The sequence below is a fragment of the Stenotrophomonas sp. AS1 genome (assembly GCF_048957655.1).
Lineage (GTDB): Bacteria > Pseudomonadota > Gammaproteobacteria > Xanthomonadales > Xanthomonadaceae > Stenotrophomonas > Stenotrophomonas bentonitica_A.
Genome location: NZ_JARVXM010000006.1, coordinates 443493 through 458240 on the forward strand (window position 1 = coordinate 443493; position 14748 = coordinate 458240).

Annotated in this window: 11 protein-coding genes; 6 read left to right on the plus strand and 5 right to left on the minus strand. The window is 67.5% G+C overall.

Annotated features, from left to right (window positions below):
• Positions 1–104 precede the first annotated feature (104 nt).
• The 3 genes from PV764_RS10945 to PV764_RS10955 all read right to left on the minus strand — a co-directional run bounded on the left by PV764_RS10945 (position 105) and on the right by PV764_RS10955 (position 6577).
• Positions 105–956, minus strand: a complete 852-nt coding sequence (locus PV764_RS10945) for an EF-hand domain-containing protein (protein ID WP_421116595.1) — start codon at positions 954–956, stop codon at positions 105–107.
• A gap of 286 nt (positions 957–1242) precedes the next feature.
• Complete coding sequence (locus PV764_RS10950; protein WP_421116596.1) at positions 1243–3825, minus strand: M14 family zinc carboxypeptidase; 2583 nt, start codon at positions 3823–3825, stop codon at positions 1243–1245.
• 106 nt (positions 3826–3931) lie between these two features.
• The gene (locus tag PV764_RS10955; protein WP_421116664.1) at positions 3932–6577 is read right to left on the minus strand and encodes a TonB-dependent receptor; all 2646 of its coding nucleotides are present in this window, start codon (positions 6575–6577) and stop codon (positions 3932–3934) included.
• A 188-nt stretch (positions 6578–6765) separates the two neighbouring features.
• Between PV764_RS10955 and queD the strand changes: the two genes are divergently transcribed.
• Positions 6766–7119 (plus strand): 6-carboxytetrahydropterin synthase QueD, encoded by a 354-nt coding sequence (gene queD, locus PV764_RS10960; RefSeq protein WP_046273820.1) that lies wholly within the window; start codon positions 6766–6768, stop codon positions 7117–7119.
• 199 nt (positions 7120–7318) lie between these two features.
• Positions 7319–7684: a phasin family protein gene (locus PV764_RS10965; protein WP_346472206.1), complete on the plus strand. Its 366-nt coding sequence runs from the start codon at positions 7319–7321 to the stop codon at positions 7682–7684.
• Between the two features lie 94 nt (positions 7685–7778).
• Here PV764_RS10965 and PV764_RS10970 read toward each other — a convergent pair whose 3' ends face one another.
• Positions 7779–9245, minus strand: a complete 1467-nt coding sequence (locus PV764_RS10970; RefSeq protein WP_046273818.1) for a sensor histidine kinase — start codon at positions 9243–9245, stop codon at positions 7779–7781.
• Positions 9242–9964, minus strand: coding sequence for a winged helix-turn-helix domain-containing protein (locus PV764_RS10975; protein WP_046273817.1), 723 nt, complete (start codon positions 9962–9964; stop codon positions 9242–9244). The genes PV764_RS10970 and PV764_RS10975 overlap by 4 nt, the downstream gene beginning before the upstream one ends.
• Before the next feature lie 145 nt (positions 9965–10109).
• Between PV764_RS10975 and msrB the strand changes: the two genes are divergently transcribed.
• From msrB to PV764_RS10995, 4 genes are all read left to right on the plus strand, one after another.
• Positions 10110–10616 carry a peptide-methionine (R)-S-oxide reductase MsrB gene (gene msrB, locus PV764_RS10980; protein WP_399618768.1) on the plus strand — a complete coding sequence of 169 codons (507 nt, stop codon included), beginning with the start codon at positions 10110–10112 and terminating at the stop codon, positions 10614–10616.
• A gap of 35 nt (positions 10617–10651) precedes the next feature.
• Positions 10652–12409 carry a cytochrome c biogenesis protein DipZ gene (locus tag PV764_RS10985; protein ID WP_421116597.1) on the plus strand — a complete coding sequence of 586 codons (1758 nt, stop codon included), beginning with the start codon at positions 10652–10654 and terminating at the stop codon, positions 12407–12409.
• Between the two features lie 11 nt (positions 12410–12420).
• On the plus strand, positions 12421–13164 hold the full coding sequence (gene msrA / locus PV764_RS10990) for a peptide-methionine (S)-S-oxide reductase MsrA (RefSeq protein ID WP_421116598.1): 744 nt from the start codon (positions 12421–12423) through the stop codon (positions 13162–13164).
• A gap of 153 nt (positions 13165–13317) precedes the next feature.
• Positions 13318–14748 (plus strand): PLP-dependent aminotransferase family protein, encoded by a 1431-nt coding sequence (locus PV764_RS10995; protein ID WP_421116599.1) that lies wholly within the window; start codon positions 13318–13320, stop codon positions 14746–14748.

Consider the following 14748-nt stretch of genomic DNA (forward strand, 5'->3'; position numbering starts at 1 on the left):
CGATCGGTGGATCGAGCGGGGCTGGGGGGCAAGGGCGCGCAGGGGGCGCGCGCCGGGTTCATCCGTGGGTGCAGGCGTGCGACGTGCAGGGCACGTCCAGGCCGCTAGCGGTTGCCGTTGGCCGAATGCGCGCCGGCGACCGGCTCGGGATCGCGTGCATCGACGACGCCGTCGCCATTGCTGTCGGCGCGGTCGAACATGCGCTTGCCCGAGAGCTGGTACTCGGCAAAGGTCATGCGGCCATCGGTGTCCTTGTCCAGCGAGGCGAAGCGCACGCGGGCCTGGCGCGCGGCATCGGCACGGACACGCTGGCGCTGCTGCTCCAGGCGGCCGCTGAACTCGGCGGTGTATTCGGCCAGCGACAGCGTACCGTTGCCGTCGGCATCGGTGGCGGCGAAGCCCGCAGCGCGCACTGCGTCGAACTCTTCGCGATCCACCGCGCCATCCTGGTTGCGGTCGTACAGTTCCAGCATGCCGTTGGCGGTGTGCGAGGTCGGCATCTTCAGCGGATCGCGCGAAGACGCCGCGGCCGTCTCCTGCGTGGCGTTCTGCGAGGCCTCGTAGCCGGCCCAGGTGCGTTCGCCGGCGGCATCGTACTCGGCGCGGCTGATCGCCCCGTTCCCGTCGCGATCCAGTGCCTTGAAACGGGTGTCGGTCTGGCGCAGGTGGCCAGCGCGCGCGTCGGCCAGGCGCACATCGAAGCGCTGCAGGTACTCATCGACGTATTCCTGTTCGTCAACGTGGCCGTCCTGGTTGCGGTCGGTGTCGGTGTAACGCTGCTTGCGGAAGGCCTCGAACTGGGCCCAGCTGACGCTGTCGGTCCCTTCGGTGGCGAACTGCGCCAGGAAGGCGGCCGCGGTTGGGGACACAGGGGTGGCCTTGGTGGCCGGTTGTGCACGGGCGGCCGGCGCCAGCACCAGTGCCAGCAGGGCCGCGGTGAGCGGGACGATCTTCATGGTGGTTCCCCTGGAGAAAGGACGGTTACGGTTCGACAACGTGGACGCGCAGCGATCAGGCGGGCGGCTTCTCGCGGAAACAGCCGGGCGATCGCGGCGGGCGCCATCCTATTCTTATTGCGAATGATTCGCAATACGGAATTTTCACATGGGGTGTGATGGTGTCCAGCAACCGACACAGCCGACGTTGGTCGGCTGTGTCGGACACATAGCGGGGGAGGCCGGCGTGTCACCCCGGGTGTGGTCGGGAGCCGGCCAGCGGCCGGCACTACCGCTGCCGAAGGCGTCAGCCGCGCGGCTTGGTCGGGTTGAGCTGGTTGCCGAAGAAGATCGCGTTCAACAGCAGGCGCTCGGTGCCGTGCCAGTACTTGCGATGCGCCGGGTCATCGGCGAACAGCACCACGTTGCCCTGCCCCTGCGGCGAGACCAGCAGCCAGGCCGCACCAGCGACGCGGCTGCGGTTGCGCTCGGACAGATACCCATTGACCTTGGGCGCTTCGTCAATGCGTACCACCGTGGAGAACGGGTTGCGGCTGGGCTGGAAGCTCAGGCCGTTTTCCTTGTTCACCGCCAGCTGCCGGCGCGGCACGCCGAAGCCCAGCGGATGCGTGGTGTCCACGTCGGCGCTGAGGATGTTGCCGCTCACGCGTTCGATCGCGGCGATGTCGCGCTGATCGCCAAAGGCGCGTCGTGCCGCCTCCGGTTCCTTCTCCTCCGGCCCCAGCACTTCGTCGCTGAGCTTCTGCTCGATCGCCCAACGCGCGGCGGTGCCATAGGTGATCAACGTGCCGCCAGCATTGATCCAGCGCTTGAGCGCGGCCACGGCGGTGGCATCGACGCCACCGTACGTGCCCCCGGCCAGGACAATCGTGGTGTAGCGATCCAGGGCGACCTTGCCGAGCTGGGCCGGATCGATCTTGCTGGCCGGCAGTTGCAGGTGCTGATCAAGCAGGAACCAGGCCGAGCCGATCTCGGTGGCACTCACGCCCTCGCCCATCACCAGCGCGACCGCCGGCTTGCGCAGTGCCTTGACACTGTCGCTGCCCAGATCGATACCCCCACGGCTCTGCCCACTGGACAGCGCTTGGATATGCACGCCACTGCTGCGTGCCGCGGCGTCGACCGCCGCGAGCAGTTCTGCACCGGCCAGCGGCTGGCCCGCCACCGGCACCACCACGCTGCCGTAGCCGAACGACTGCTCGCCCTGCGCGGTGGCTGCCGTGAACGGCTGGAAGGCCGCGCGGGTCAGCAGGCCCTTGGCCTGCAGCGCGTACAGCGCGCGGCTGGCGTTGTAATCGCGCCAGTCAAACACGTAGGCATAGCCCGCCTGGCCACCGACCACGCCACCGTTCGCGTTCGGCACGCTGGCCACGCGCTCGCCACCGGCAATCCGGCTGCGGCTGGCGGCGAATGCGACGCCGTAGGCTGGTGCGATCGCATAGGAGGTGCTGCCGTAGAACACATCGCCCTTGATCGGCGGGGTGTCGGCGAAGATCGAATGGACGAGGCGGAACTGCGGCTGCGCGGCCTGGACCACGTAGGCGCTGCCCGGCTCGAAGCGTTGGCCGTCCACCGTCACCGGGGCGCTCAATGCCTGCACGGTGATCTGGTGCTGCAGCAGCAGATCCAGCAGGCGCCGGGTCAGGCCCGGATCGGCCGCGTCGCCGAACACGAACGACTTCACCGGCTGCTGGTTGGCCTGCTTCAGGGCCGACTGGAAGAAATCTTTCTGCAGCTTCAGCAGCCCGTCGCGCTCGGTGACCGCGCCGCGCACGGTGCCCAGGCCGGTGGCCACCTGGTTGCGGATGGTGAAGCCGAAGGTCAGCAGGCCGTTGACCGATTCCTGCACGCGGCCGCGCGAGCTGGCCTGCTCCACGGTCACCCCCACCGCACCGTGGAAGTCCGGGTAGGTCGAGCCATAGACCGGCGAGAAATTATCGAAGTTCTCCCCGGTGTAGTACAGCGAGCCCAGCGCATCCAGCGACTGTGCGTGGTACTTGGCCAGGGTCTTGTTGAACGCATACGACGACGCCGGGATGAGCGGGCTGTGCATGCTGGCCGGCGACGGTTCGAAGTAGTAAGTGCTGTCCTTGCCCATCTCGTGGAAATCGATCTGGACGTTGGGATACCACTGGTGGAAATAGGCGATCTTCGGCCGCGTATCCTGCTGGGTCAGCGCCAGCCAGTCGCGATTGAGGTCGGTGAAGTAGTGATTGGTACGGCCCTGCGGGAACGGTTCGACATGTTCCTTGTCGGCCGGATCGGCCGAGGCCGGCGAGGACGCATACGCGTTGTGCCAGCTCGCCGCGCGGTCGCGCCCGTCCGGGTTCTGCGCCGGATCGAACAGCACCACCGCCTGCTGCAGCCATTGCGCGGTTTCCGCACTGCGGCTGGCGACCAGGTAGTAGGCGGTGAGCATCGCTGCTTCACCGCTGGAGGTTTCATTGCCGTGCACGCTGTAGCCCAGCCACACCACCACCGGGCTGCTGCCGGCCGCACTCAGCGGCTGCGCCGGATCGGCCAGGGTGACGTGCTGGCGGCGCAGCGCCTCCAGGTTCTGCAGATTCTGTGCCGAGGTCACCGTGGCGATCAGCAGCGGGCGGCCCTCGTAACTGCGCCCGATCTCTTCGACCTTGATCTTGTCGGAGTGTTTGGCCAGTTCGTTGAAATACGCCACCAGCTGGTCGTGCCGCGTGTAGCGGCTGCCGATCTCATAGCCGAGGAACTGCTGCGGGGTTGGAATGGACGGATCGAACTCGCCGCCCTGCGGGAAGAAATACGCGCTCTGCGCGAACGCTGGCGCGGCCAGCAACCACAACGCGCCCACCAGCCAGGTGATGGGACGTGACACGACACGATGCAAAGACACAGCAGTTCCCCATGAAGCGGGCCGGCATCTCCGCCGGCCCCGTTGGATGCGCACGCTCCGGTGCAGCCAGGTGCCGGGCCGGCGCGAAGGCGACCGGCCCGCAGGTTCAGAAGCGGTAGTCGAAGCCGACCGTGAAGTAGCGGCCGCGCAGGTCGTACTGACTGAAGTCGTACGGCGCGCGGATGCCCGGGAACGAGGCGTCGTACGGCGGTTCCTCATCGGCCAGGTTCTGGATCTTCGCGTACAGGGTCAGCTTGTCGATGCCGGTGTAACCCAGGTACAGGTCGAACTGGTTGTAGGCATCCACGCGGTCCTGCACGGCGGTGGCCGCGGCGCTGGCCTTCTGGTCGTAGCCGCTGGTGTAGTACCAGGTCAGCGCGGTGCGGAAATCGCCATAGCTCCAATCGAAGGTGGTGGTCGCCTTGTTCTTGGGCAGGGTGGCGCCGAGGTTGCTGCCGGCGTAATCCACCAGCGGACCACCGACCACGGTGGGGCGGCTGTAGTCGCGCACGTGGGTGAAGGCAGTGCTCAGGCCGAAGTTGCCGGCACGCTCGGTGGGGAAGCGCTGGCGCAGTTCGACATCGAAGCCGGAGGTCTTCAGCTCGCTCAGATTCTGATAGCGGTTGTAGACCGCCAGCAGCTTGCCACGCTCATCGCGCAGCACCGCACCGGGCACGTCGTCGGTGACCAGGGTCTGGGTGTTGTTGGTGCCTACCAGGTTCTCCAGCTCGATGCGGTAGTAGTCCACGCTCAGGCTGGTGTTGGACCACGGCGAGAGCACGATGCCGGCGTTGAAGCTCTTGGTGCGCTCGGGCTTGAGGTCGTTGTTGCCCACGGTGAAGAAGGTCGGGTTTTGCCGCGAGCCCGGCACATCCGGATCGCGCGGATCGATCACGCTGCCGTAGGCGATGCTGGTGCTGTTGGAATTCTCCGACAGCGACGGCGCACGGAAGCCCTTGGAGGCGGCCGCGCGCACCAGCAGGATGTCCCACGGCTGCCAGCGCAGGCTCAGCTTGGGCGAGAAAGCATCGCCAAAATCGCTGTAATGATCGGCGCGCGCAGCGGCCTGCAGCTCCAGGCGCTCGGCCAGCGGCACGTTCACTTCGGCATAGGCCGCGGTCACCTTGCGCTCACCGTGCACCTCGGCGATCGCCGGGCGGATCTGCAGGCCCGCATCGATCTGCCAGGGATTGTTGGAATCAAGTTTCTCGCGGCGCCACTCGGCACCGGCGGCAAAGCCGATCTCGCCGGCCCAGGTGTGGCCGATCGCGCCGGAGATCTTGGCATCCACGCCCTGCAGCACCGACTCGGCCGGGCGCAGCGTGCTGATGTTGATCGCGTTGAGCACGTCCTGCGGGGTGGCCGCGGGATTGAGAAGGTTGTAGCTGCCGGTGGCCAGCGCATCGGCCAGCGCATAGCGGTTGGCGAAGCCACCGGAGACGGTCTCGCGCTCACTGCTGCGCGCACCGAATGCACCCACTTCCCAGTCCCAGTTCTGCAGACTGCCGCGCAGCCCGACCAGGCCGCGGTAGGCCTGCGAGCGGTTGGTCTTGATGGTCGCGCCGAGGTTGAAGAAGGTGTACTCGATTGGCACGGCGCGGCCGTAGGGGTTGTACGGGCTGCTCGCCGGCAGATTGGAGGAGACCGGCTCGGCCAGCCCGGTATCGGCGTTGAGCGCGAAGCGGCCGCTTTCCAGGGTGAAGAACGGGCTGCTGCCGAACCAGGAGACGCCCTTGATGTCGCTGTAGAGCACTTCACCGAAGGCTTCGACGTTGTCGTTCACCCGGAAGGTGCCGTTGACGTAGGCCTGGTAACGCTTGGTCGAGGGGATCAGCGTGGTGTACGGCGCCTGGTTGAAGCCGCAGGTGTTGCCGGCCAGGCCATCGATCGGCGCGCTGGCGACCAGGGTGGTGCCCTCCGGGCAGTTGCCGTTGGCATCGAGCATCGGCACCGAGGTGCCGTTGACCAGATACCGCGCGCCCTTGGCCGACCAGCCGTTCCAGCGGCCGCCGGGCTTGTCGGTGTAGATGCCCGACTTGGTCAGGTCGCGCTGGTCCTGGTCCAGGCGCTCGCGGTTGTAGCCTTCCAGGCTGACCAGGATGTTGTAGCCATCCGTGTCCAGATCACCGATGCCGCCGATGAACTTCAGGTTCTGCTCGTCCAACCCGCCCTGGTCGGCGGTGCCGAGGCTGCCACCGAGTTCGGCGCCCTGGAAATTCTGCCGGGTGATGATGTTGACCACGCCGGCCACCGCGTCCGAGCCGTACACCGCCGAGGCGCCGTCCTTGAGCACTTCGATGCGTTCCACGGCCACCAGCGGCAGCGCGTTGAGGTTGACGAAGGTGTCCGACAGGCCGCCGGCCGGGAAGCCGTAGTTGGCCAGGCGACGGCCGTTGAGCAGCACCAGCGTGTTCTTCTGCGACAGGCCGCGCAGGCCGATGCCGGCCGAACCGGAGGCCCAGCCGTTGTTGGTGGTCTCGTTGTTGGCGTTGCCGGTGTTGGCCGAGATCGAGCGCAGCAGGTCGGCGACGGTGGCCTTGCCGGTCTCCTCCAACTGCTGGCGCTCGATCACCTGCACCGGGTTGGCCGACTCGGTATCGGTGCGCTTGATGTTGGACCCGGTGACCCGCACGGCGGCGAGGGTCTTGCTGTCGCCGGCGGCGGCGGCATCGGGGGCGGCGTCGGCGAACGCGGTCAAAGGCGTTGCCAGAGCGACGGACAACGCCGCTACAAGAAGAGTGGGCTTGGGCATGAACTTCAGTGGGGTGGTGGACGACAAGTTCCGCAGTAGTCCATGTCTGGCTGAACCACGGCCAATAACATCTCTTCATACGGATATAAGAGAAACTAACATCTCTTCATCCGGATGGAAATGTTTTCGTTAGCAACAATTAACGGCCTGGCGCTGCCGCGCCCCCGGGCCACCGCTACAATGCGGCCATGGAAATCTTCAAAGTCTTTACCCTCGAGGCCGCTCACCACCTCCCCAATGTGCCGCCGGGCCACAAGTGCGCGCGCCTGCACGGCCACTCGTTTCGGGTGGAACTGAAAGTGGAGGGCGAGCCAGGTGAGCAGACCGGCTGGATCATGGATTTCGGCGACGTCAAAGCCGCCTTCCAGCCGATCTATGACCGCCTGGACCACCACTACCTCAATGACATCCCCGGCCTGGAGAACCCGACCAGCGAGCGGCTGGCGGTCTGGATCTGGAACGAACTCAAGCCGGCCCTGCCCGAGCTGAGCGAAGTCACGGTGCACGAAACCTGCACCTCCGGCTGCCGCTACCGCGGTTGATTGGCGGCGCGCGGGTGCACAGCGCGGTAGAGCCGACCGTTGGTCGGCTGCCCGCCAGTCATCGCGGCCCCCGACCCACGCAACCCATTGATCGGAAAGCGGTTCAGGTGAAACCGGACCACAACTGGCAACGAAATGTTGCAATGCAATATTTTCGGCGTATGCTGCATTGCATCAACGTTCTCGAGCCGTCCTGACCATGGCGTCCGCGTTCACCGATTCCTTCAGCGACTACACCCGCCAGCTGGCCGCCACGGCCACGCGCGCCAACCGGCTCGCGCTTGAAAATGCCGAAAGCATGTTCGGGGTGCAGTTGAAGACGTTGGAAAAGAACATCACCGCCACCAGCGGATTCTTCGGTGAAATCGTGCAGTCACAGGATTCCGGCACGCTGCAGTCGCTGCTGCCCAAGGGCGCGCAACTGGCACGTGACAACCTCGCCCGTTGGACCAGCGCCAGCCAGGAAGTGGCCGGCCTGGGGTTGAAGGCCTCCGAAGCCTTCAGCGAACTCGCCCGGCAGCCGTTCGCGGCCGCCACGCCCAGCGCGGGCAAGACCCGCGGCTGAGCCGAAGAACATCGAATTTGCGTGGGTCCCTCCCCCCACGCAATCCCAGACCCGACAGAACCCTCCCTCTGTCGGGTCTTTTTTTTGGGCGCTGTTACCGCGCTGCCGGCAACGAGAACACGAACAACGCCCCTTCCCGGCTCTCCAGCAGGCGGATCTCACGCCCGTGCAGCTGCACGATGCGATGCACGATCAGCAGGCCCAGCCCACCGCTGTCCGGCCGCTGGCTGCTCAACGCCGGCATCGCGGTAAACAGGGTGGCGCGGCGTTCGGCGGCAATGCCCGGGCCGGTATCGGCCACGCTGACCTGCACCTGGCCATCGGCCGCGCGCAGGGTGACCGTGATGCGCCCGCCTTCCGGCGTATGGCGGATCGCGTTGTCGAGCAGGTTGGTCAGCACCCGCTCGATCAATGCCAGGTCCGCGATCACCGGCGGAATACCCGGCGGAATGTCGGCGCTGAGTGTCTGCCGGCGGGACTCGGCCGCCAGCTCGAATTTCTGGAACACATCCTGGATCAGATCCGGCAGCGAGAACGCCTGGCGGTCCAGTACGACACCGCCGTGTTCGAGCCGGGCCAGCTCGAACAACGCCTGGGCCAGGCGCCCGACCTTGTGGCTCTGCGACAGCGCGATCGAGAGATAGCGCTGGCGCTCGTCGGCGCCCAGCGTGGCGTCTTTGAGGGCCAGCGTTTCCAGATACCCGTGCAGCGAGGACAGCGGCGTGCGCAGGTCGTGGGAGATATTGGCCACCAGCTCGCGCCGCTGCAGGTCCTGTTGGCGCAACTGTTGCCATTGCTCGCCCAGGCGCTGGGCCATGTGACCAAAGCTGTGCTGCAGGATGGCCAGTTCATCGCGCTCGCCGCTGCGCAGCGGCGCCGGCGGCGGGGCGGCATCGGGAGTGGCGGCATCGACATCGAAGGACTGGATGCGCCGGGTCAGCTGGCGCAGCGGGCGGGTGACCCAACGGAACGCGACCAGGCCGGCCAGCAGGCCCACCACCGCGACGATCGCCAACGACCACAGCGTGGTGCGCAGCGTACTGTTTGCGGCGATGTTGGCCGCCAGTGCTTCTCGCTGTTCACCGACCAGCACCACGTAGATGTAGCCGGCCTGATGCCCCTGCACCCACAGCGGCGCCGCGTTGAACACCTTGCGGCCGGTGGCGCTGCGCGGGTCATCGCCGAGGATCGGCAGCGGCTCGTCGCGCAGCAGCGCCTTTACCGGTGCCAGATCGACCCGGCTGCGCTTGAGATGACCGTCCGGAGCATCGTGGCCGAGGATGCGGCCCTGGTCGTCGAGCAGGTATACCTCCACGCTCGGGTTGACCGCCATCAGCTTGCCGAACAGCGCGCGCACTTCGCCGTTGCGCATGCCACGGCCATCCATCAACTCGCCACTGCGCGCGATGTGTTCGGCCAGCCCGCGCGAGAGGCGCTGTACGGTTTCCTGCTCATGCACCGTGGTGCTGCGCATCTGGATCCACACCAGCGCGCCACAGCACAACAGCAGCAGCGCGAAGAACACCGCGGACAGGCGCTGCGACAACGTGAGCCGGATCATGCGCCGCCCCCTTCGTTGCCATCGACCAGTTTGTAGCCCCGTCCCCAAACCGTCTGGATGCGCTGCGGATTGGCCGCATCGCGCTCGATCTTGTTGCGCAGCCGGTTGATGTGGGTGTTGACGGTGTGTTCGTAGCCGTCGTGCTGGTAGCCCCAGACCTGGTTGAGCAGGTCCATGCGCGAATACACCTGGCCTGGGTGACGGGCGAAGAAGTAGAGCAGGTCGAATTCGCGCGGGGTCAGTTCCAGTGGCCTGCCCTCCACCTGCGCCGTGCGTGCGACCGGGTCGATGCGCAGCCCGGCCACCTCGGTTTCACCGGCATCGATGCGCGCGTTCTGCGCCATCGCTTCCACGCGGCGCAGCAGTGCTTTCACGCGTGCGACCAGTTCCAGCATCGAGAACGGTTTGGCCAGGTAGTCATCCGCACCCAGCTCCAGCCCGAGGATGCGGTGCACTTCGCTAGCGCGGGCACTGGTGATGATGATCGGGGTGTAGCGCGTCATCGCGCGGGCGCGCTTGCAGATCTCCAGGCCGTCCACGCCGGGCAGCATCAGGTCCAGCACCAGTGCGCTCCACGGCTGCGCTTCGAGCAGGGCCAGGCCTTCATCGCCGGTGGCGGCATGGGTCACCTCATAGCCCTCATCGCGCAGGTGCATGCGCAGCAGGTTGGCGATGTGGACATCGTCTTCGACGATCAGGACACGCTTGGCGCTGCTCATCGGCTCGGGGGGCGGCGGGAGGGCATGAGGCATTGTCGGCGGATCGCGACCGGAATGTGTCACGGAAAATTTAACCCTGCGTGAGGATTCGTTGACCGGGCCGGGCGCAGCATGGCCGCATCGTTCCCGTACCCGGAGATCGGCCATGCGCTACACACGTCGCAATGTGCTTGGAATGGGGGGCATGGCGGCCGCGGCCGGTCTGTTCGGCCTGACCGCCTGCAGCAGGCCCGCCCCGGCGGCCCCTGCCGCGCCTGCGCGCCAGTTCGAGGTCATGCGCAGCGATGCGCAGTGGCGCGAGCAGCTCACCCCGGCCCAGTACAGCGTGCTGCGCCGGCAGGGCACCGAGCGGCCGTTCAGCAGCCCCCTCAACAAGGAACACCGGCGCGGCACCTTCACCTGTGCAGGGTGCGCGCTGCCGCTGTTCTCCTCCTCCACCAAGTTCGACAGCGGTACCGGCTGGCCCAGCTTCTGGGCGCCGCTGCACGATGCCGTCGGCGAAGACCGCGACATCACGCTGGGCATGGTCCGGGTCGAGGCGCACTGCCGGCGTTGCGGTGGCCACCTCGGCCACGTCTTCGATGACGGCCCGCGCCCGACCGGATTGCGCTATTGCATGAACGGCGTGGCCATGAATTTCGTCGCGGCCTGAGCGCCGCACTCCCTGCGTCATAGAAGGACCTCTCCATGCTTCTGCTCGTGCTGGCCTACCTCGGTGGCGTGCTCACCATCCTCAGCCCCTGCATCCTGCCGGTGCTGCCGTTCGTGTTCGCACGGTCCGACCGCCCTTTCCTGCGCAGTGGGCTGCCGCTGCTGATCGGCATGGCGCTGATGTTCGCCGTGGTCGCCAGCCTGGCGGCGGTGAGCAGCCAGTGGGTGGCGCAGGCCAACCAGATCGGACGCTGGATCGCGCTGGTGGTGATGGCGGTGTTTGCGCTGGCGCTGCTATGGCCGGCGCTGGCCGACCGCCTGCTGTCCCCGTTCCAGCGGCTGGGCGCGCGGCTGAGCGCCTCGGCCGATGCGGCCAGTGATGCCGGACGCGGGGGCGTTGGCACCTCGCTGCTGATCGGCATCGCCACCGGCCTGCTGTGGGCACCGTGCGCGGGTCCGATCCTCGGCCTGATCCTCACCGGCGCGGCGTTGCAGGGGGCCAGTGTCGGCACCAGCGGGCTGCTGCTCGCCTATGCACTGGGCGCGGCCACCTCGCTGGCCCTGGCGATCTGGATCGGCGGGCGTGTGTTCGCCGCGCTCAAGCGTCGCCTCGGCGTGGGGGAGTGGGTACGCCGCGGGCTGGGCATCGCCGCATTGCTGGCGGTGGTCGCCATCGCGATGGGCTGGGATACCGGCGTGCTGACCCGGCTCTCCACGGTCAGCACCGCCAAGCTGGAACAGGGCCTGCTTGACGTGCTGCCGGCACAGCAGCCTGCTGCCGGTGCCGCGATGACGAGCGCGGCCAGTGCCCCCGGTCAGCCGCTGCCGGTGGAAGGCACCCTGCCCCCGCTGGCCGGTGCGACCGGCTGGCTCAACAGCCCGCCGTTGGATGCGCAGGCGCTGCGCGGCAAGGTGGTGCTGGTCGATTTCTGGACCTACTCCTGCATCAACTGCCTGCGTGCCATGCCCTACGTGCGCGAGTGGGCCGAGCGCTACCGCGACCACGGGCTGGTGGTGATCGGCGTGCATGCGCCGGAGTTTGCCTTCGAGCGCAACCTGGCCAACGTGCAGCGCGCGGTGAAGGATCTGAAGGTCACCTACCCGGTGGCGATCGACAACGACTTCGCCATCTGGCGCGGCTTCAACAACAAGTACTGGCCGGCCCACTACTTCATCGACGCGCAGGGCCGGATCCGTGCGCATCACTTCGGTGAGGGCAACTACGCGCAGTCCGAGCAGATCATCCGCCAGCTGCTGCGCGAGGCCGGCAACACGCTGCCCGGTGACGATGCACCAGTGGCCATGACGCTGGACGGCGTGGCGCGCCAGGCCGACATGGACAACCTCAAATCGCCGGAGACCTACCTCGGCCATGCACGGGCCGAGAACTTCGCCTCGCCCGGCGGCCAGCGCAAGGATCAACCCGCCGACTACGCCGTGCCTGCGACGCTGCAGCACAACCAGTGGGCCCTGGCCGGGCGTTGGACCGTGGGCAACGAAGATGCCCGGCTGGAGACGGGCGGCGGCCGCATCGCCTTCCGCTTCCATGCGCGCGACCTGCACCTCGTGCTGGCCCCGGGCGAAGACGGCAAGCCCGTGCGGTTCCGCGTGCGCATCGATGGGCACGCGCCGGGCCCCGCGGCCGGTGGCGATGTTTCCGCCGACGGCGACGGTGTCGTGGATGAAAACCGCCTGTATCAGCTGATCCGCCAGTCCGGCGACGTGCAGGAGCGCACCTTCGAGATCGAGTTCCTCGATCCGGGCGTGCGCGCCTACGCCTTTACGTTTGGTTGAGGAGCCATCACATGAAGATCGCATTCGACAAACTCGTTGCCGGCGGCATCGCCGTTGCCATCGCGGCGCTCACCGCCAGCGTGGTGGTGGGCCTGGATCGGCCCGCACAGGCTGCCGCGGCCGCTGCGACGGTGGCCGTGCCTGCACCGACCGGCAAGGCGGACCTGCACCAGCCGGGGGTGAAGCGCGCCCAGGTGGTATTCGCCGGCGGCTGCTTCTGGGGCGTGCAGGGCGTGTTCCAGCACACCAAGGGCGTGGATAGTGCGCTCTCCGGTTACATCGGCGGCAGCGCGGCGAACGCGACCTACCCGCGCGTCGGCAGCGGCGGTACCGGCCATGCCGAGGCGGTGCAGGTGACCTACGACCCCTCGCAGGTGAGCTACGGCCAGTTGATGCAGGTGTTCTTCTCGGTGGCGCACGATCCGACCCAGCTCAACCGGCAGGGCCCGGACCGCGGCACACAGTACCGCTCTGCGGTCTATGCCGACGACGCCGCCCAGCGCGATGCCACCCGTGCCTACATCGCCCAGCTGCAACAGGCCAGGACCTACGCCGCGCCGGTGGTCACCCAGGTCGACGGCGGCAAGCCGTTCTTCACCGCCGAGGGCTACCACCAGAACTACCTCACGCTGCACCCCGAATCGCTGTACATCCGCATCAACGACCTGCCCAAGGTGGTCGCGCTGAAGCAACAGTACCCGGCGCTGTACCGCGAGCAGCCGCGCCTGGTGAGCACCACGATTTCGGCCCGCTGAGCGCGCTCTGGAAGGAGAAAAAACGCACGGCACACAGTGACCTGCCGTGCGCGGGGAAGTCGCAAGACCACATGGTAGGCTGGCGCCAGACGCGGATACAGATGCAGATGACTGGCATCCGCACGGTTACAGATCCCGTGGATGCAGCTGCCGATGGCGACCAACCTCTACCAATCCCTGGCCGATGAAATGGCCGACGCGATCCGCAGCGGACGCTTGCCGGTCGGCGCCCGCCTGCCCTCGCTGCGCGGGCTGGCGACGCAGCGCAGCCTCAGCCTCAACACGGTGATCGCGGCCTATCGGCAGCTGGAAGACGCCGGGCTGGTGCTGCCGCGGCCCAAGGCCGGCTTCGTGGTCAGCCCGCGACTGCCCGAACCCACGCAGTCGCTGCGGCAGGCACCGTCGCCGCCGAGCGCACCCGCCCAGCAGGCGATGATGGCGCGCGTGCTGGCCGCGCAGCAGCAGCCGGGCATCGTCGATCTGGCCTTCGCCGGCCCGCGCGGCAAGCGCTTCTATCCCGGCGCGCAGCTGGCCCGCAGTACCGCGCAGGTGCTGCGTCGTGCCGCCACCACGGTGGAGACCTACGCCCGCCCGAACGGCGCCGCGCGGCTGCTGGCGCAGATCGTGCAACGTGGGCCGCGGCTGGGGCTGCACACCACGGTGGATCGGCTGGTGCTGACCCATGGGGCGATGGAAGCCCTGCAGCTGGCCCTGCGCGTGGCGACAAAACCCGGCGATGCGGTGGCCATCGAAGCGCCCTCGTACTTCAACATCTACCCGCTGCTGCGCAGCCTGGGACTGCGCGCGATCGAGCTGCCGACCCATCCACGCGACGGGCTCGATCTGGATGCGCTGGAAGCCCTGCTCGCCGCCGGTGGCATCGCCGCGATCATGGCCATGCCGACCGTGCACAATCCGCTCGGCGGCAGCATGCCGGTGCCGAACAAGCAGCGCCTGGCCGCACTGGTGAACCACTACCAGGTGCCGCTGATCGAAGATGCGGTCTACGCCGAGCTGCAGTTCAAGGAGCCGCTGGAACCGCTGGCCAAGAGCTTCGATCGCGATGGCTGGATCATGGTCTGCAGTGGTTTCTCCAAGACGCTGGCGCCGGATTACCGGATCGGCTGGCTCGACGGGGGTCGCTTCGCTGCCGATATCCAGCTGCTGAAATTCCATTCCTCCGGCGCCGAATCACGCCTGCTCGGCGATGCGGTGGCGGCATTCCTGGAGGCCGGAAACTACGAACACCACCTGCGTGGGCTGCGCCGGCTCTACAGCGACCAGGTGAGCCACGTGCGTGGGCTGATCGCCCAGCATTTTCCGCCCGGCACCTCGGCCACCCAGCCGACCGGTGGCTTCCTGCTGTGGGTGGAACTGCCCGCGGCGATCGATGCCGGGGACCTGTTCGAGCAAGCGCTGGCCGAAGGCGTGGTGTTCATGCCCGGCCAGGTGTACTCACGCGGTGCGCGATACCGGCATTGCCTGCGCCTGTCGTGCTGCCAGGAACTGGATGCGCGCTTCGTCGGTGCCATCGCCACCGTCGGCCGGCTTGCCAACGCGCTGCAGGCGCGCGCGGCGGGCTGA

Excerpts from the sequence above, each read along its gene's own strand:
- PV764_RS10945 (WP_421116595.1), bottom strand. The coding sequence starts at position 956 with ATGAAGATCGTCCCGCTCACCGCGGCCCTGCTGGCACTGGTGCTGGCG.
- PV764_RS10955 (WP_421116664.1), bottom strand. The coding sequence starts at position 6,577 with ATGCCCAAGCCCACTCTTCTTGTAGCGGCGTTGTCCGTCGCTCTGGCA.
- queD (WP_046273820.1), top strand. The coding sequence starts at position 6,766 with ATGGAAATCTTCAAAGTCTTTACCCTCGAGGCCGCTCACCACCTCCCC.
- PV764_RS10965 (WP_346472206.1), top strand. The coding sequence starts at position 7,319 with ATGGCGTCCGCGTTCACCGATTCCTTCAGCGACTACACCCGCCAGCTG.
- PV764_RS10970 (WP_046273818.1), bottom strand. The coding sequence starts at position 9,245 with ATGATCCGGCTCACGTTGTCGCAGCGCCTGTCCGCGGTGTTCTTCGCG.
- PV764_RS10975 (WP_046273817.1), bottom strand. The coding sequence starts at position 9,964 with ATGAGCAGCGCCAAGCGTGTCCTGATCGTCGAAGACGATGTCCACATC.
- msrB (WP_399618768.1), top strand. The coding sequence starts at position 10,110 with ATGCGCTACACACGTCGCAATGTGCTTGGAATGGGGGGCATGGCGGCC.
- PV764_RS10985 (WP_421116597.1), top strand. The coding sequence starts at position 10,652 with ATGCTTCTGCTCGTGCTGGCCTACCTCGGTGGCGTGCTCACCATCCTC.
- msrA (WP_421116598.1), top strand. The coding sequence starts at position 12,421 with ATGAAGATCGCATTCGACAAACTCGTTGCCGGCGGCATCGCCGTTGCC.
- PV764_RS10995 (WP_421116599.1), top strand. The coding sequence starts at position 13,318 with ATGGCGACCAACCTCTACCAATCCCTGGCCGATGAAATGGCCGACGCG.